We start from the raw sequence: 18,449 nt of genomic DNA, 5'->3' as shown, positions 1-18,449 counted from the left end.
CTCTCAGGGGGTCTTTCCGTGCACGAGGACGACTGGGTCATGCCGGCCGCGTGGCTGCGACAGGCGTTCGGCCGGCGCGACGTGCGTCCGTTGCCGGAGTTCTCGGTCGACCTCACCGCGGCGCAGGAGTTCCGCGACCACGCGGCGACGCGGCAGGAGATGATCGCCGAGGTGCTGGCCGACCCGCAGTCGGACCCCGGCCTCGTGCGGGCGTTGCGCGACCAGCTCGACGGCCGGCCCGATCCGCTGGGCGCCGCGGTGCTCGCGGTGGTGGCCGAGAGATCGGCCTCGCCGGTGCACTGGTGGATCGAGGAGTTCGGTCTCCCGTTCGCCGCGGCGGCGTCCGTGCACCACGCGACGGTGCACGTCGTCCGCTGGCCGGTGTGGCCGCCCCAGGGGAGGTTCAGCCGGCACCTCAGGCAGTGGTCGTCGCACCACCTGGGCGAGCAGACCTCCGCGGCCGGGGTGCTCGTCGACGTGCGGACCGCGTTGGCGGTCGCGGACGACGCGACCTACGACGCCGCGCTGGTCGAGCTGGAGAAGATCGGCACCACCGGTTTCGGTCAGGTGGCGCGGGCCTTCCTCGCCCCGACGCGGCACGACTGGTTCGAGGAGGCGAACCTGATCCAGGACGCGCCGGCGTGGATGGTGCACAGCTCGGCGAGCACGGTGGAGCAGCTCAGCCGGATCCAGCACGGCCGCCTGATCTGGTCGCCGGAAGCCGTGTACACCGCGTTGCACGTCGTCGGTCCCGCGCTCGCGCCGGTGCTCGACGCCGAGCTGCGCCTGAAGTCCGACGGGGACGCGGCCACGCGGAGGACGGCGCTGGAGGTCCTGGCGGCGCTGCCGACCGACGAGGCGTTCCTGATCCTGCTCAACCGCCGCCGCGAGCGGTACTTCCGGCCCGCGCTGCACGCCGCGATGGCCGCGTTCCCGCTGCGGGCGGCCCGGCTGCTGGCACCGCGGGCGGCCGGCGACCCGGACGTCCGCGAGCTGCTGCGCGTGCACACGTTGCTGCACCCGGACCTCGACCTGCCGCCGGAGACCGCCGCGCAGCTGGCCGCGGCGGGCTTCGTCACGGTGCCGGACGCGCCGGTGTCCGCGCTGCCACGCGTGCTGGCCGACCCGCCGTGGCTGCACCGCCACCCACCGGTGAAACCCGTGGTGCTGACCGATCTCCCGGTACCCGCCCCGCACCTGACGTGGCTGCCGGGCGAGCGCGAGGAGTGGCTGGTGGTCAGCGGCCGGTGGACCAGGCAGTCCCACGACTGGGAGCAGCTCGCCGAGGCCGTCCGGCACCGCCTGCCCCGCCGGCACGACCAGAGGCTGTTCCAGGCGGGCCCGGAGGAGCTCGCCCGCCCGTTGCTCGCCGACTGGATACCGGCCGACAACTGGGGCGGCGAGCACTGGGGCAGGAACATCACGGCACGCTTCGAGCTGGACGCACTGCCCGCCATGCGACGGGTGGCGGCGAGCAACCCCCAGACGGCCGGTGTCACCCTGCTCCCGTTCGCCACGCCCGAGGTGGCCGAGATGATGGCGGACTGGTTGGTGCGCCTCAAAACCGCCCGCGCGGTCGCCGTCGCCTGGCTGGCCCGCCACCGCGAGGCCGCGGCCCGTCTCCTGCTGCCGTTCGCGCTCAGCGAGCCCGGCCCGGCCCGCCGCAACGCGGAGTTCGCCCTGCGCCACCTCCACCTGGAGACCGGCGTCGACGTCATCGCCGTCGCCACCGCGCTGAGCGCCGAGGCGGGCACCGCCGTCCGCACGCTGCTGGAGATCGACCCGGTGGACGTCCTGCCGGCCAAACTGCCCAGGATCGGCGACTGGGCCGACGTCACGTTCCTCCCTCAGGTACTGCTGTCCGACCGCACCGCGGCGTTGTCCGCGGCAGCCGCGAAGCACCTCCTGATGACCGCCGCACTGTCCAAACCGGACGCCGTGTACCCGGGCCTGCCGCCCGCCGTGGAGGCCTGCGACCGCGACTCGCTGGCGGAGTTCGCCTGGGAAGTCTTCGGCCGCTGGCTGGACGCGGACGCACCGGCCAAGGACGGCTGGGCGCTGACCGCGCTCGGCTGGTTCGGCACCGACGAGACGGTCCGCCGCCTGGCCCCGGTGATCCGGGCCTGGCCGGGCGAGAGCGCCCACGCCAGAGCCGTGGCAGGCCTGGACGTGCTGGCCCAGATCGGCACCGAGGTCGCGCTGACCCACCTGAACGGCATCGCCGAGCGGGCGAAGTTCAAGGGCCTCAAGACCCGCGCCCAGCAGAAGGTCACCGAGATCGCCGCGGCCCTGAACCTGAGCCGTGACCAGCTCTCCGACCGCCTGGTCCCCCGCCTGGGCCTCGACGACGCCGCCACCCTGGTGATCGACTACGGCCCGCGCCGGTTCACCGTCGGCTTCGACGAACAGCTCAAACCCCATGTCCTCGACGCCGACGGCAAGCGCCGCAAGGACCTCCCCAAACCCGCCGCCAAGGACGACCAGACCCTGGCCCCGCAGGAGCACAAGCGGTTCGCGACGCTGAAGAAGGACGTCCGCACCGTGGCGGCCGACCAGATCCACCGCCTCGAACGCGCCATGGTCGACCAACGCACCTGGACCGCCGAAGAGTTCCACACCGTCCTGGCCGCACACCCGCTGCTCCGGCACCTGGTCCGCCGCCTGGTCTGGATCACCGACGAGGACCTCTCGTTCCGCCTGGCAGAAGACCACACCCTCGCCGACGCGCAGGACGACGAGATCACCCTCCCCGAAACCGCCGCAGTCCGAGTGGCCCACCCGGTGCACCTGCGCACCACACTGCCCGCGTGGGGCGAGATCTTCGCGGACTACGAGATCCTGCAACCGTTCCCGCAACTGATCCGCCCGACCCGCACCTTCACCCCGGACACCCCGCGCGTCCCGCAACTGCAGCAGCACACCGACCGCCCGGCACCGGTGGGCAAGATCCTCGGCCTCACCAACCGAGGCTGGGTCCGCGGCACACCCCAGGACAACGGCGTCGAGGAGTGGATCACCCGCCCCCTCCCGTCCGGCGGCGCCCTGGTGGCCGCACTGGACCCAGGCATCGCCATCGGCGCCGTGGACATCTACCCAGAGGTGAAGTTCAGCGCCATCTGGTTCTCCGAGACCGGCGAAGGCTCGTGCAGGCCCCCGCAGGACGGCGGCCCGGACACCTTCGACATCGACGAGGTCACCGCCTCGGAACTCCTCGCGGACCTGGCCTCCCTGCACACCTGACCAGCCTCTTCACGCGACCGCCCAAATTCGTCGGACCGCCTGAGTACGGTCCCCGACATCACTCCGAATCGGCCCCAGGGGGTAATGCAGTGCGCAGGTGGGAGCTCGTAGCGGGCGCCTCGGCGAAGTTCTGGGAGATCGGCCAGGACGGCAGGACCGTGACCGTCCGCTTCGGACGGCTGCAGACCGCCGGCCAAACCCAGACCAAGGAGCTCGCTTCCCCGGAAGCGGCAACAGCCCACGTGGCCAAACTGGTGGCGGAAAAGGAGAAGAAGGGCTACCGCCCCTCCACCTCACCCGACCCGAACACGCCACCGGCCCCCGCCGGACCCCAGCCCACCAACCACCCGATGGCGACTCCCGCACCACCCCAATCCACCACCACTTCCGCACCGCCGCAGCCCGCAACCGACCCCACCCAACCCACCACCACTTCCACACCGCCGCAGCCCGCAACCGACCCCGCCGCCCAACCGGCCACCGCCACACCACAACCCGCCGCCAATCAACCCGCCGCCAATCAACCCGCCGCCAATCAACCCACCGCCGCCCTCACCCCTCGCAAGACCTCCACGCCCTCCACCGCCGCCACACCACAACCCGCCACCTCAACCGCGGACCCGAGCCAACCCACCATCGTCCCCGCTCCCCACAAGCCCGCCACCACTCCCACAGCGCCTCAGCCCATCCCCGCCGACGCCCACCCCACAACTCCCTCGCCCACCCCACCCACCAAGGCCACCACCGCTCCCCAGGTCGACGAAAACACCTGGGTCATGCCCAAACCCTGGCTCCGGGACGTGGTCCGCCAACGAGGCTTCCACCCACCACCGACCTTCTCCCTGGATGACGAACAAGCCGCCCAAGCCAGGCAACGAGCGGCCAGGCAGCAGGCCACCCTCGACCGCGTCCTGGCCGCACCGGAGTCCGACCAGGACCTCGTGCAGGCAGCCCGGAACCACCTCGACGGCCACCCGAATCCCGTTGGCGCAGCAGCGATCGCGGTCATGACGACCCGCGACGTGGCATCGGTGCACCACTGGATCGCCGACCACGGCCTGCCGTTCGCGGTGGAGGCGGTGGTCGAGAGCGTTGGCATGTACGCCAACGCGAAGTGGCTGCCCCACCAGTCGCAGTGGAGCAACGCGCACCTGTACCGCTACAGCGCCGCCACGCACCCGAGCCTCGACAGCGAGGAAGGCCGGATGCTCACGGCGGTCCGGTACGCGCTGGCGGTCGCCGACGAGGCGGAGCGGGAGGCGGCGGAAACCGTGCTGGAGCGGGGCGGCGCGCACATCACGCCGTTGTTGCGGGCCTATCTGCTGCCGGGGCGTCGCGCGGACTGGTTCGAGCAGGCGTGCCGGGAGCCGCACTCGGCGGCGCGGTGGTGGATGCTTCCCTGCAGTGCCACCACGTACGACGAGTTCGTGAAGGCCAAGACGTCGGTGAACAACGGCGCGCAAATTCTCCACACAGCGCTGTACGTGCTCGGGCCGGCCATCGCGCCGTTGCTCGCGGCAGACCTCGACGACCGCTACCAGCGGGCGGACAGCCGCAAGCAGGCGCTGAAGGTGCTCGCGGCGCTGCCCACCGACGAAGCCTTCACGATCCTGCTCGACCGCGTCGACACCAAGTACGCGCGCCCGGCGTTGCTGTCGGCGATGGCGGCCTTCCCGGAACGGGCGGCCCGGCTGCTCGGGGAACGCGCGTCCGACAAGGAACTGCGCCAGCTGCTCACCGTCCACCTGACCACGCATCCGCATCTGGAGGCGCCTGACGGCTTCACCGCGGTCGACAAGGCCACCGTGCCGGAAGCGCCCGTGGAAGCGTTGCCGGAGGTGCTCGCGTCGCCGCCGTGGCTGCGCCCGCGCCCGCCGGTCAAGGCGGTCGTGGTACCGGACGTGCCGGTGCCCGCGCCGTCGACCGTGTGGGAACCGGGCGAGCGGGACGCGTGGCTGAACGGCGCCCACTGGGGCACCTATCACGACTGGCGGCACCTGCTGAAGGAGTACGTCGCCGGCCGGAGCGGCAGGAGCGGCAACGACCTCTTCCTGATGGCACCGGAGGACGAGGTCCGGCATCTGCTGGCGGACTGGAAGCCGAGCTACGGCTGGAGCGCCGAACGGTCCGGCAAGCGGATCGCCGCGAGGTTCGGGGTCGACGCCTTACCGCCGTTGCTGCGCATCGTCGAGTCGAACACCAATGCGGCGACGATCCTGCTGCCGTTCGCCTGTCCGGAGGTCGCCGCGCTGATGGCGGACTGGCTGGTGCGGCTCAAGCAGGCCAGGCGCGTCGCGATCGACTGGCTCGCCCGGCACCGCGAGACGGCCGCCGGGTTCCTCGTTCCCGCCGCGCTGGGCACGCCGGGCGTCGCGCGGCGCAACGCCGAGGCGGCGATCCGCCGGCTCCACGGGATGGGAGTGGACGTCGTCGGCAGCGCTCCCACAGCGGAGACCGCCGCGGGCATCGAGACGTTGCTGTCCGCGGAGCCGGTCGACGTGCTGCCCGCCAAGCTGCCGGTGATCGGCGAATGGGCCGACGCCCGGCTGCTCCCGCAGGTCCTGTTGAGCGACCGCGAGCACGCGCTGTCGCCGGAGGCCGCCAAGCACCTGCTGATGACCGCCGCGCTGTCCAAGCCCGGCGAGATCTACGCGGGCCTGCCGATCGCCCGCGAGGCACTCGACCGCAGCTCCCTGGCGGAGTTCGCGTGGGCGGTTTTCCAGCGCTGGCAAGAGGTCGGCGCACCGTCGAAGGAGAGCTGGGCGCTCACCGCGCTCGGCTGGTTCGGCGACGACTCGACGGTCCGCGCGCTGTCCCCGCTGATCCGCAACTGGCCGGGCGAGAGCCAGCACGCGAAGGCCGTCACGGGCCTCGACGTGCTGGCCGACATCGGCACCGAGGTGGCGCTGTCGCACCTGAACAGCATCGCGGAGAAGGTGAAGTTCAAGGGGCTCAAGACCCGTGCCCAGGAGAAGGTCACCCAGATCGCGGACGAGCTGGGCCTGTCCCGCGAGCAGCTCGCGGACCGGCTCGTCCCGCGCCTCGGGCTCGACGACGAGGCGTCCCTGGTGATCGACTACGGCCCGCGCCGGTTCACCGTCGGCTTCGACGAACAGCTCAAACCCCACGTGCTCGACCCGGACGGCAAGCGCCGCAAGGACCTCCCCAAACCGGGCACCAAGGACGACCTCGACAAGGCTGCGCTCGAACACAAGCGCTACCTGGCGTTGAAGAAGGACGTCCGAGCGGTCGCGGCCGACCAGATCCACCGCCTGGAACGTGCCATGGTCGACCAGCGCACCTGGACCGCCGAGGAGTTCCACACGGTCCTGGCCGGTCATCCGCTGCTGCGGCACATCGTCCGGCGGCTGGTGTGGATCACCGACGAGGGCGTCTCGTTCCGCCTCGCTGAAGACCGCACGCTCGCCGACTCGGCCGACGACGAGTTCACATTGCCCGAGAACGCCACCGTGCGCGTGGCGCACCCGGTCGACCTGCAGGACTCGTCGGCGGCGTGGGGCGAGGTGTTCGCCGACTACGAGATCCTGCAGCCGTTCCCGCAGCTCGGCCGCCCGCTGCACGTCCTGGCGCCCGGCGAGGACTTCCTGGACCAGCTCAAGGACTACCGCGACCGGCCGTACGCGGTCGGCCGGATCCTCAGCCTCACCAAGAGGGGCTGGATCCGCGGCGAACCGCAGGACGCGGGCATCGAGTGCTGGATCACCAGGCCGCTGCCCGGCGGCGGCGCACTCGTCGCGTCCCTCGACCCCGGCATCGCGGTCGGTGCGATCGACGCGTTCCCGGAGATCAGGTTCGCCGACCTCGGGTACACCACGAGCGGCGACGGCCACTGGCCGGCGCCCGACCCGATCACGGTCTCGGAGATCCTGTCCGAACTGGAATCCCTGCACGGCTGAAATTGTCAGACCCCCTGGCTACGGTTCAGGGACAGGCCTTTCCGACACTGATCCAGGGGGTACGGCAGTGCGCAGATGGGAACTCGTCGCCGGAGGTTCGGCGAAGTTCTGGGAGATCGGCCAGGACGAGGCGACGGTCACCGTCCGGTTCGGACGGCTGAACACGGCCGGCCAGACCCAGACCAAGGAGTTCCCGTCCGCGCAGGCCGCCGAGGCCCATGTCGCGAAGCTGGTGGCGGAGAAGGAGAAGAAGGGCTACCACCCGGCCGGCGCCTCCGCAGGCGCTTCGGTCACCGCTGCTCCACCAGCGCAGAAGCCCGCAACCGCGCCCACCATCGCCGACGACACCCACACCACCTCCGAACCAGCGCGAAAGTCCGCAACCACAACCATCACCACCGACGAAAACCACACCACCACTCAGGCGGCACGAAAGCACACAACGGCGCAGAACCCCGCACCCACCGTCGTCGACGAGGACACGTGGGTGATGCCGAAGGCGTGGCTGCGCGACGTGGTGCGGCAACGCGGCTTCCACCCGGCGCCGGAGTTCTCGGTCGACCAGAAGATGGCCGCCCAGGCCAGGCAGCTGGTGGCAGAGAAGGCCGAGGTGATCGAGCAGGCGCTGGCCGCGCCGGAGTCCGACCAGGAGCTCGTGCGAGCGGCCCGCGACCACCTCGCCGGGCGGCCGGATCCCGTTGGAGCGGCGGCGATCGCGACGATCACCGGATCCGGGCTGCCGTCGGTGCACGCCTGGGTCGCCGATCACGGACCGGCGTTCGCGGCCGTCGCGGTCATCGAGTTCGCCGGGCTGGAGTTCGACGAGGTCTGGCACGCGCACCAGAACAAGCGGACCGGCGTCCACCTGCACCATCGCCGGGGCTACTTCCACGCGGGCCGCACCGACGTCGAAGGTCAGATGCTGATCGCGGTCCGATACGCGCTGGCGGTCGCCGACGACGAGCAACGGGCAGCCGCGGAGGCCGCGCTGGGCCAGCTGAGCGCCACACCGGAGGTGAAGCAGCTGCGGTCGTTCCTGGTGCCCTCACGGGCCGACTGGTTCGCCGAGGTGTGCGCCCTGCCCCACCGCGCGAGCTGGTGGCTGCTGCCCTGCAGTGCCGGCAGTTACGACGACTACGTCGAGGTCGACCTCTCCCTGCCCAGCTCGCCTTTCGTGCTGTACACCGCGCTGTACGTGCTGGGGCCGGCCATCGCGCCGTTGCTCGCGCAAGAGCTCGACCGCGAGTACCAGGCCGCGGACGGCCGCAAGCTGGTGCTCAAGGTCCTCGCGGCGCTGCCGACCGACGAGGCGTTCACCGTCATGCTCGACCGCATCGGCACCAAGTACGTGCCCCCGGCGCTGATGTCCGCGATGGCGGCGTTCCCGGCACGGGCGGCCCGGCTGCTGGCGGAGCGCCTGTCGTCGAGCGACGAGATCCGGCAGCTCCTGAAGGCGCACCTGCTGTCGAACCCGGCGGTCGACGTGCCGGCCGAGGCCGCCGCCGTGCTCGCCGAGGCCGAGGCCCAGGCCGTGCCGGAGGCGGACGCGGACCTGTTGCCACCGGTGCTCGTCTCGCCGCCGTGGGTGCACCGCCGCCCGCCGGTGAAACCGGTGGTGTTGAAGGATCTTCCGGTGCCCGGCCCGTTCGTGGCGTGGCAGCCGGGCGAGCGCGATGCGTGGCTGGAGTCCGGGCACGAGTGGTACGCGGCGGACCGCGACTGGAAGAAGCTGCTCAAGGACTACCTCGCGGGCAGGATCGGCTACTACGACAACGACCTGTTCCTCGTCGCGCCGGAGAACGCGGTTCGGCACCTGCTCGCTGAGTGGAAACCGAACTACGCCTACGGTTTCGAGGACTGGGGCAGACGCGTCGCCGCCCGGTTCGGCCTCGACGCCGTGCCTGCTCTGGTGCGGCTCGCCGGCGCCACGCCCGGCGCGGGCGGGCGGGTGCTGCTGCCGTTCGTCACCGCCGAGGTGGCCACCGTGATGGCCGACTGGTTCGCACGGACCAAGCAGCCCCGCCGCTGGGGCCTCGAATGGCTCGCCAGGCACCGCGACCAGGCCGCCCGTCTCCTCATCCCCGCGGCGGCCGGCGCACCGGGCGTCCCGCGCCGCAACGCCGAGGCGGCGATCCGCCACCTGCACGGCCTCGGCGTCGACGTGGCGGGCATCGCCGCGTCGTGCGGCGCGCAGGCCGCGATCGAGGCGGTGCTGTCGGTCGACCCGCTCGACGTGCTGCCCGCCAGGCTGCCGGTGATCGGTGAGTGGGCCGACACCCGCCTGCTCCCGCAGGTCCTGCTGCGCGACCGCAAGCACGCCCTGCCCGCCGAAGCCGCCGGCCATCTGCTGATGACCGCCGCGTTGTCCAAACCGGGCGACGTCTACGCGGGCCTGCCGATCGCCCGCGAAGCGCTCGACCGCACCTCGCTGGCGGAGTTCGCGTGGGCCGTCTTCGAGCAGTGGCAGAAAGCAGGCGCCCCGTCGAAGGAGAGCTGGGCGCTGGGCGCGCTCGGCTGGTTCGGCGACGACTCCACGGTGCGCGCCCTGTCGCCGCTGGTCCGCGCCTGGCCGGGCGAGAGCCAGCACGCCAGGGCGGTCGCCGGCCTCGACGTGCTGGCCGACATCGGCACCGAGGTCGCCCTGTCGCACCTGAACGGCATCGCCGAGAAGGTGCCCTTCAAGGCGCTCAAGACCCGCGCCCAGGAGAAGGTCACCCAGATCGCCGCCGAACTGGGGCTGTCCCGCGACCAGCTGTCCGACCGGCTGGTCCCGCGTCTGGGCCTGGACGACGCCGCGACCCTGGTGATCGACTACGGCCCGCGCCAGTTCACCGTCGGCTTCGACGAGCAGCTCAAGCCCTACGTGCTCGACCCGGACGGCAAGCGCCGCAAGGACCTGCCCAAACCCGCCGCCAAGGACGACCAGGACAGGGCACCGCTGGAGCACAAGCGGTTCGCGGCGCTGAAGAAGGACGTCCGCACGATCGCGGCCGACCAGATCGGCCGCCTCGAACGCGCGATGGTCGGTCAGCGCACCTGGACCGCCGAGGAGTTCCGCACGATCCTGGCCGCGCACCCGCTGCTGTGGCACCTGGTCCGCAGGCTCGTCTGGATCACCGGCGACGGCCTGGCGTTCCGTCTCGCGGAGGACCGCACCCTGGCCGATGTGGACGACGAGGAGATCACGCTGCCGGAGGACGCGACGGTCCGCGTCGCGCACCCGGTCGATCTCCAGGCCTCGGTGACCGCGTGGGGTGAGGTGTTCGCCGACTACGAGATCCTCCAGCCGTTTCCCCAGCTCGGCCGCCCGGTCCACCTCGTCCCGCCCGGTGAGGCCCTGCTCCCGCACCTCAAGAAGTACTGCGACGTGCCGCATCCGTTCGGCAAGGTCCTCGGCCTGACCAAGAAGGGCTGGGTCCGCGGCGAGCCGCAGGACGCGGGCGTCGAGTGCTGGATGACGAGGCCGTTGCCCGGAGGCGGCGCGCTCGTCGTCTCCCTCGACCCCGGGATCGCCGTCGGTGCGGTCGACGAGTTCCCCGAGGTCAGCTTCCCCGACCTGTGGTTCTCCCCCACCGGCACCGGCGACTGGTCCGCGCCGAAGAACGCGCCGCGCACCTTCGACGCCGACCCGATCACCCTCTCCGAGGTCCTTTCCGAACTGGAGTCCCTGCAGTCATGACGAGCACCCAGACCGTGCAGCGCCCACCGGCCGAGGTCCGGTACGCCGACGAGCTCGCGCGGCTGCGCGACGACGACACCGCGCCCAGGCCGCCCGGCTGGGCGTTGAGCCTGGAGGCCGCGCGCCGGTTCGTCGTGGGCGACGAGAAACGGCGCATCAGCAAGAAGTTCGTCGGCGACCCGTCGCTCGTGGACAGAGCACTGGTCACGCTGGCCACCAGCAGGGGCCTGATGCTCGTGGGCGAGCCGGGCACGGCCAAGTCGTTGCTGTCCGAGCTGATCGCGGCGGCGGTCTGCGGTGAGTCGACGCTGACGATCCAGGGTGGCGCGGCGACGACCGAGGACCAGATCAAGTACTCGTGGAACTACGCGCTGCTGGTGGCGGAGGGCCCGTCGCCGCGATCGCTGGTGCCCGCGCCGATGCTGCGCGGCATGGCCGAGGGCAAGATCGTGCGGTTCGAGGAGATCACCCGGTGCCCGCTCGAGGTGCAGGACTGCATGTTGTCGATGCTGTCCGACCGCGTGATGGCGATCGGTGAGCTGAACGGGCCGGACGGCATGGTGTTCGCGCAGGACGGGTTCAACGTCATCGCCACGGCCAACACACGCGACCGGGGCGTCAACGAGATGAGCGCGGCGCTCAAGCGGCGGTTCAACTTCGAGACGGTGTTCCCGATCGCCGACTTCGACACCGAGCTCGCGCTGGTCGAGCAGGAGGCGGCGAAGCTGCTGGAACGCTCCGGCGTGCAGCTCGCGCCGAAGCGGGACGTGCTGGAGGTGCTCGTCAGGACGTTCCGCGACCTGAGGGAGGGCACCGACCGGCTCACCACCGTCATGAGCACGGCGGAGGCGGTGTCGGTGGCGCACGCGGTGGGGCTGCGGGGGTGGTTCCTGCGCCGCGAGGCCGGGACCGCGGCCGACGTCGTCGAGTGCCTGGCCGGGACGGCGGCCAAGGACAACGCGGAGGACCTGGCGCGGCTGCGCAGGTACCTGGAGCAGCACGCGCCGCGGCGCAAGGGCGAGCAGTGGCAGGAGCTGCACCGCGCCCGGCACCTGCTGCCCGGCTGATGGGGGCCGTGTTCGTCGGCGTCCGGCACCACAGTCCCGCCTGTGCCCGGCTGGTCGCCGCCACCATCGAACGCCACCGGCCCGCATACGTGCTGATCGAGGGGCCGGCGGACTTCAACGAACGCATCGACGAGCTGCTGCTCGGCCACGAGCTGCCGGTCGCGTTGTTCAGCTACTCCGACGAGCACGCGTCGTGGTCGCCGTTCTGCGACTACTCGCCGGAGTGGGTGGCGATCACCGAGGGCCGGCGGCACCACGCCGAGGTCAGGTTCATCGACCTGCCCGCGTGGCACAAGGCGTTCCACGACGTCACCAACCGGTACGCCGACGCCGAGCTGCGGTACGCCGAGGTCGTCGAGCGGTTGTGCCGGGAGTTCGCGGTCGACAACGTGGACGTGCTGTGGGACCACCTCTTCGAGTCCGAGGAGGACCCGGAGGGGCTGGCCGAGTACTTCGACCTGCTGCGCGGCACGGCGACCGCCGACGACGGCGACGCGGCGCGCGAGGAGTACATGGCGAGGTGGGTGCGGGCGGCGGTGCGGCACGCCGGCGGGCGGCCGGTCGTCGTGGTCACCGGTGGTTTCCACACGCCCGCGCTCAGGGCCATGCTCGACGGCGACGCGGAGTGGCCCGAGGTGCCCGAACGCGAACGGGGCGCCAGCTATCTCGTGCCGTACTCGCACGCGCGGCTGGACGCGTTCACCGGCTACCAGTCCGGCATGCCGTCACCCGGCTACTACCAGCAGGTGTGGGAGAACGGGCCGCAGCGCGCGGCGGACTGGCTCATCGAGTCGGTGGCGACGCGGCTGCGCCGGAAACAACAGCCGGTGTCGACCGCGGACCTGATCGCGGCACACACGCAGGCGGGCGCGCTCGCGCGGCTGCGCGGGCACGAGAACCTGGCGCGCACCGACGTGCTCGACGGCCTGACCAGCGCGTTGATCTCGGAGGACCTCACGCAGCCACCGCCGTGGACACGCCGCGGCACGCTGCAGCCCGGTGCGCACCCGGCGCTGGTCGAGATGATCGCGGCACTGCGGGGCGACCGGGTCGGGCGGCTGCACGCGGACACTCCCGCACCGCCGCTGGTCGATGCCGTGCTGCGGCTGCTCCGCGAGCACGGTCTCGACCACGAGGGCAAGATCGCCCTCGACCTCACCGACCCGGCCGCGCTGGAGCGCAGCAGGATCCTGCACCGGTTGCGGGTGCTGCGGATTCCCGGCTTCGGGCGCACCAGCGGGCCGTCGCAGGGCGCACGGCCGCAGCTCGACGAGCAGTGGGTGCTCAAGCCGGTCGAGGAGCGGCTGGCCGCGTTGATCGAGGCCGCCGAGAACGGCGCCACGCTGGAGGAGGCGGCCGGTGCGGTGCTGGAACGGCGTTCCCGGCACGCTCGGCTCGACCAGCTGGCCGAGGTGCTGTTCGACGCCGTGCTGTGCGGCATCACGACGTTGTCGCGCAAGGTCGAGGAGGCTCTCGACGAAGGCGTGCGGGAGACAGGTGATCTCGCGGCGCTCGGCCACGTGCTCAGCGGCGTGCTCGGGCTGTGGCGGCACGACAGGTTGTTCGGCACGGCGAAGGACCCGCTGCTGGGCGCGGTGATCGACACCGGCACGGCCAGGGTGCTGTGGCTGATCGAGGGCCTGCACGGCGGTCCGGCGCCGGCCGACGAGAACCGGCTGCGGGCGATGGCGGCGACCAGGGACGCGGTGCTGCACGCGAAAGCCGCGCTGTCGTTGGACGTCGCGGACGTCACGGGCGTGGCGACCCGCGTGAGCAACGACGTGCAGGCACCGCCGGACCTGCGCGGGGCGGCGCTCGGCCTCGCGTGGGCGCTGGGCACTCAGCCGGACGTGCGCAAGGTGCGCGGCATCGACGCGCTCGGCGACTGGCTGGCCGGGTTGTTCGCGGTGGCGCGTGAGGAGGTGCTGGCCAGTCCCGGGCTGGTCGGTGTGCTGGACGAGCTGGTCAGCGCGATGACCGAGGAGGAGTTCCTGGTGGCGCTGCCCGCGTTGCGGCTCGCCTTCACCTACTTCCCGCCCAGGGAACGGGAGACCATCGCGGCCACGGTCCTGGACCACCGCGGCGTCGCGGGCGACGCGCGGAGCGTCACCCGCCTCACCGCCGATCCGCTGGTCGTGGCGGAAGCCCTGGCGGTGGAGAAGCGCGTGGACGCGTTGCTCGTGAAAGGCGGCCTGGCATGACGGACATGGAGCGCTGGCGGTTGATCCTCGGCGAGCCCGCCACCCGGTGCACCGGCGGTCTGCAGGGCGACGTCGCGGCCAGGGACGCCGCGCTGGAGTGGCTCTACGGCCGCGATCCCGGTCTGGCCGAACGCGGCGTGCGCAGGGGCGGCGACGCGGACTCGGTGTTGCAGACCGTCGACTGGCTGGACCAGGTGCACCGGCTCTTCCCCAGGGAGACGATCGAACGCCTGGAGCGCGACGCCGTCGAGCGCTACGAGATCACCGACGTCGTCACGGATCCCGATGTGCTGCAACGGATCGAGCCGAACCCGGCGTTGCTGCGCGCGGTGCTGCGGACCAAGCACCTGATGAACCCCGCCGTGCTGGCGATGGCGCGCAAGATCGTCGAGGCGGTCGTCCGGCAGCTGATGGAGAAGCTGAAGACCGAGGTGCGGCAGGCGTTCAGCGGCACGAGGTCACGCCGGCCGAGCATTCACCGCAACTCGCGCAACTTCGACTTCCGCGCCACGATCAGGGCGAACCTCCAGCGCTACCAGCCGGAAGAGCGCAAGCTGTCGATCGAGCACGCGAAGTTCTTCTCCCGCACGCGCAGGCACGTCGAGCAGTGGCAGGTGGTCCTGCTGGTGGACCAGTCCGGGTCGATGACCAGCTCGGTGATCCACTCGGCCGTCACCGCCGCCTGCCTGTGGAGCCTGCCCGGCCTCAAGACGCACCTCGTCGCGTTCGACACCAACGTCGTCGACCTGACCTCGGACGTGACGGACCCGGTCGAGCTGCTGATGAAGGTGCAGCTCGGCGGCGGCACCGACATCGCCAAGGCCGCCGCGTACGGGGCGAGTCTCGTGGACAGCCCGCGCCGCGCGATCGTCGCGATCATCAGCGACTTCTACGAGGGCGGGAACGCCGAGCACCTCGTCCGCACGGTGAAGGGCCTGTGCGAACAGGGCACCCACGTGCTGTGCCTCGCCGCGCTGGACGAGGAGGCGAACCCGGACTACGACCGCGTGCTGGCGCAACGCCTCGCGAACGCGGGCGCCCACGTCGGCGCCATGACCCCAGGCCAACTAGCGGAATTCGTTGCGGAGAAGCTCGCGTGACCAGACCCGACCTGCTGGCCCTGACCCCGGACGCGCTGGCCGCCCTGGCCAACCGCGGCCTGGTGAAACGCGCCGCCAAGGAGCTCGACGCGGGTGCCGTGCCTGCCCTCGACACCGGCCCGGCCGGCACCGTCGAGGGCAAGTTCCCGGACGGCACCGTCACGACCCTGCCGCCGCGCACCACGCTCGACGCCGCGCGCTGCAGCTGCGGCGCGACCGGCGTGTGCCGGCACCGCATCGCGGTGGTCCTCGCCTACCAGCGAACCCACGAGCCGAGCACCCCGGCCGAACTGTGGTCACCGGCCGCAGTGACCGACGAGGACCTGGCCGCGTTGATGGGCGAACGCACCCTCCGCCGCGCCCGCCGCGTGCTCCAGGCGGGCTACCGCGCCAAGCTCCGCCACCCGACCGCCGACGACCAGACCGCCCAGGCCGAGCTGCCCACCTGCACGGTGACGTTCCTGGTGCCCGGCGACCTGTCCTACGTCCACACCGACGCGGTCAACCGCGACGAGGCCACGGCACTGGCGGTCTGGGCGTTCCGCGAGGCCGACGCACAGGGCACCGACACCGTCGACGTGGGCGGATCTCCCACCACGGCAACAGATCTGACCGCCGTCACCGATCTCCTCGACCAGCTGCTGCTCGACGGCGCGGCGAACGCGAGCGAGGTCCTGGACGTGGCCTGGCAACGCCTGCACCGCGACCTGACCGCCGGGCGCCTGCACTGGCCGGCCGCCGTGATCACCGACCTGCTCGCCCAGCTGACCGCGTACCGCCGGCGCAGCGCGGACTACGACGCGACCCAGTTCGCCGCCCTGCTCACCGAACTGCACGCCCGCACCACCGCCACCGGCCCGCGCGCCGAAGTCCTCGGCTTCGACGAACCCGCCGAAACCCCGCTGCGCCGAGTCCGCCTGACCGCCCTCGGCGCCCGCCAGCGCACCGCCACCACCGCCGACGTCTACTTCGCCTCAGGCGACGTGGTCCTGGTGCACTGCGACACCGCCCTGCGCACGGCCCAGAAACTGGCCGCGTCGAACGTCGTCTCCGATTCGGCCACCCGCAACGCGAGCCGAGCGGTGACGCTGAAAACGAGCCGTGTCGCCAAAACCTCGCTCACGCCGGTCGGCACCGCCTGGGACCACGTGCCGCAGGCCCTGGTGATCGACGACTACGCGGCCGCCGCCGCCCGCCTGGCAGAACTGCCGCCGCGCCAGGTGCGGGCGAGGGTGGAGGCGGAACTAGTGTGCGCGGTACGGGTCACCGAGGTCTCCGACATCGCCTACGACCCGGCGGCACAACGCCTGACGGCCACGCTGCACCACACTCCGCCCGGCGCTGCCGCCTGCGTTCCAGCGACTGCGGCGCTCCGCGACGGTTCACCGCACGCCGCCCAGCTCCGGACAGCCACGCACCACGACGCCACCACCGACAACCCGACCACCGCACCGCACAACGGCTCCCCCACCGCCCAAAGCCCAAACGCCACACCGCACAACACCCCAGCCAGCGCCACCGCCCAGAACCCGAACACCACACCGCACGACGGCTTCGCCCACCCCGTCGCCTCACCCAGCGCCGCCCAACCCTCAACGCCCCGAACCCGCTGCTTCCTCGAAGCCACGCACCGAGCCGTCGCCCCGCACGCCCTCGACGCCCTGGCCACGGCGTTGCGCGCCAACCCGACCACGATCACCGGCACGGTCCGCAGGCACCGCGGCACCCTGGTGATCGACCCGATCGCCGTCCACACCGACACCGGCGTGGTGGTGCCGGACCTCGCCACCGACGCCACGCCTCAATCCCTGCCTCCGGGCGCGACGCAGGCGGACCCGTTGAGCGCGGTGGTCGACAGCGCGCTGACGGTGTTAGCCGATGCGGCGCATCGAGGCCTGGACAACCTGACGGACGGCCTGCTCGCCCGCGTGCGCGAGGTCGGCGCTCACCTGCACCGCACGGGGCTGCGCACGGCGGCGGCCGGGGTCGTGGCGTTCGCCGACCGGCCGGCTGCGGCCACCTGGTTCGGCGCGCATCTGCGGTTGCTGGTCACGGCCGATGCTCGGTGAGACGGAGGCGGTCGGGTCGATGCGTTGCGCCAGCACGTAGGACTCGGCGGCCTCCGGCATCCGGCCGAGCAGTTCGAGCACGAAGCCGCGGAGGTACGCGGCTCGCGCGGCGCCCCAGCCGCCCAGTGACACGCCGCGGGTGTAGGCGTCGAGGGCGTCGTCCAGGCGGCCGGACGCGGCCAGTGCGTCGCCGCGCAGGGCCCAGGTCCGGTCGTCGCCGGGGCTGAGCAAGACCAGTTCGTCGGTGTACCCGACGGCGCGGGCGGCCAGGCCCACGGCCAGGTGGCTGCGGACCAGGAAGCAGTACAGGGCGTAGGCCTCGTCCGCCCAGGCCAGCCGATCGAGGGCGGAGCCGGGCGTGATGGACGTCAGGCACTCCAGCGCGCGCCCGAGCAGCCGGTGCGTTTCCGTGATGTCGTGCCGCACGAACGGGACGGAGGCGAGCGCGCGGTGCAGGCGGGCCCGTTGGAGTGCGGAGGCGGGGAGCTCCGAGGACGCCTTCACCGCCAGGGCCGCGCCCGCCTGCAGGGAGGTGGAGTCGGCGCCGCGGGCGGCGTTGCGGAACACCACGAACAGGGCGAGCTCGCGGCGTGTCGAGGGCGGCAGGTCCGAGCGGGCGCCGCGCAGCGCCATGGACTCCACCACGGACGCCGGGACGTGGCAGCGCAGCACGGCGAGTTCTTCCACCGCGAGGTCGGGTGAGAGCACGTGGCGGCGTGCGTCGATGACGGAGAGGCCGATCGCCGAGGCCGCGCGGTGCGGGTAGCCCAGGCGCAGCAGCAGGTCGCAGGCGACTCGGCGTTCGGTGGTGCGCAGCGAGCCCGAGGCGCGCTCGTGCACGCGCCACCACAGCTCGGAGGCGAGGTCTACGGGGAACGTCGTCAGGTCGGCGCCCACGCCGTCGAGCCGGCCCCAGCTGGCCGCGGTCAGCAGGCGCAGCTGGGCGGATGGTGGCGGTTCGAACCGAGGCACGCTCGCGGAAGCGCCGGTCACGAACGCGGACGCCATCGCGTGGGTGATCCGGGCGTGCAGCGCGGACGCCTCGACGGGAGCGGCGAGGCCCGCGTAGACGCCGCAGGCGACGGGGACCTGGGCGGTGAGCAGCGCGCGCAGGCGGGCGGCCAGCGCACGGGGGCTCGGGTCGGTGCGGTACCGCGGCAGCGCGGGCATGCGGGC

Annotated in this window: 7 protein-coding genes and 1 pseudogene; 7 read left to right on the top strand and 1 reads right to left on the bottom strand. The window is 72.2% G+C overall.

Translation table 11 applies throughout. From position 1 onward, the window contains the following. Window positions 1–18 precede the first annotated feature (18 nt). From ACWEIJ_RS29690 to ACWEIJ_RS29660, 7 genes and pseudogenes are all read left to right on the top strand, one after another. Window positions 19–3,240: a DUF4132 domain-containing protein gene (locus tag ACWEIJ_RS29690; protein ID WP_449840538.1), complete on the top strand. Its 3,222-nt coding sequence runs from the start codon at window positions 19–21 to the stop codon at window positions 3,238–3,240. Then, window positions 3,144–3,521: pseudogene (locus tag ACWEIJ_RS29685) on the top strand (WGR domain-containing protein); the annotation flags it as partial. The gene ACWEIJ_RS29690 and the pseudogene ACWEIJ_RS29685, both read left to right, overlap by 97 nt. A gap of 495 nt (window positions 3,522–4,016) precedes the next feature. Beyond that, window positions 4,017–7,157 carry a DUF4132 domain-containing protein gene (locus ACWEIJ_RS29680; RefSeq protein WP_449840555.1) on the top strand — a complete coding sequence of 1,047 codons (3,141 nt, stop codon included), beginning with the start codon at window positions 4,017–4,019 and terminating at the stop codon, window positions 7,155–7,157. A gap of 67 nt (window positions 7,158–7,224) precedes the next feature. After that, a complete protein-coding gene (locus ACWEIJ_RS29675; protein ID WP_449840537.1) occupies window positions 7,225–10,836 on the top strand; it encodes a DUF4132 domain-containing protein in 3,612 nt (1,203 codons plus the stop codon). Then, window positions 10,833–11,903 carry an ATP-binding protein gene (locus tag ACWEIJ_RS29670; RefSeq protein WP_449840536.1) on the top strand — a complete coding sequence of 357 codons (1,071 nt, stop codon included), beginning with the start codon at window positions 10,833–10,835 and terminating at the stop codon, window positions 11,901–11,903. The genes ACWEIJ_RS29675 and ACWEIJ_RS29670 overlap by 4 nt, the downstream gene beginning before the upstream one ends. Next, a complete protein-coding gene (locus ACWEIJ_RS29665) occupies window positions 11,861–14,104 on the top strand; it encodes a DUF5682 family protein (RefSeq protein WP_449840535.1) in 2,244 nt (747 codons plus the stop codon). Before ACWEIJ_RS29670 ends, ACWEIJ_RS29665 begins: the two co-directional genes overlap by 43 nt. Then, window positions 14,101–15,204 (top strand): VWA domain-containing protein, encoded by a 1,104-nt coding sequence (locus tag ACWEIJ_RS29660; RefSeq protein WP_449840534.1) that lies wholly within the window; start codon window positions 14,101–14,103, stop codon window positions 15,202–15,204. Before ACWEIJ_RS29665 ends, ACWEIJ_RS29660 begins: the two co-directional genes overlap by 4 nt. 1,871 nt (window positions 15,205–17,075) lie before the next feature. On the opposite strand, the gene ACWEIJ_RS29655 is transcribed toward ACWEIJ_RS29660, so the two are convergent. Then, window positions 17,076–18,443: a BTAD domain-containing putative transcriptional regulator gene (locus ACWEIJ_RS29655; RefSeq protein WP_449840533.1), complete on the bottom strand. Its 1,368-nt coding sequence runs from the start codon at window positions 18,441–18,443 to the stop codon at window positions 17,076–17,078. Between the last annotated feature and the right edge of the window lie 6 nt (window positions 18,444–18,449).

This window comes from Lentzea sp. NPDC004789 (assembly GCF_053601075.1).
This window is presented reverse-complemented; position numbering and strand designations above follow the sequence as displayed.

Excerpts from the sequence above, each read along its gene's own strand:
- ACWEIJ_RS29680 (WP_449840555.1), top strand. The coding sequence starts at position 4,017 with ATGCCCAAACCCTGGCTCCGGGACGTGGTCCGCCAACGAGGCTTCCAC.
- ACWEIJ_RS29670 (WP_449840536.1), top strand. The coding sequence starts at position 10,833 with ATGACGAGCACCCAGACCGTGCAGCGCCCACCGGCCGAGGTCCGGTAC.
- ACWEIJ_RS29660 (WP_449840534.1), top strand. The coding sequence starts at position 14,101 with ATGACGGACATGGAGCGCTGGCGGTTGATCCTCGGCGAGCCCGCCACC.
- ACWEIJ_RS29655 (WP_449840533.1), bottom strand. The coding sequence starts at position 18,443 with ATGCCCGCGCTGCCGCGGTACCGCACCGACCCGAGCCCCCGTGCGCTG.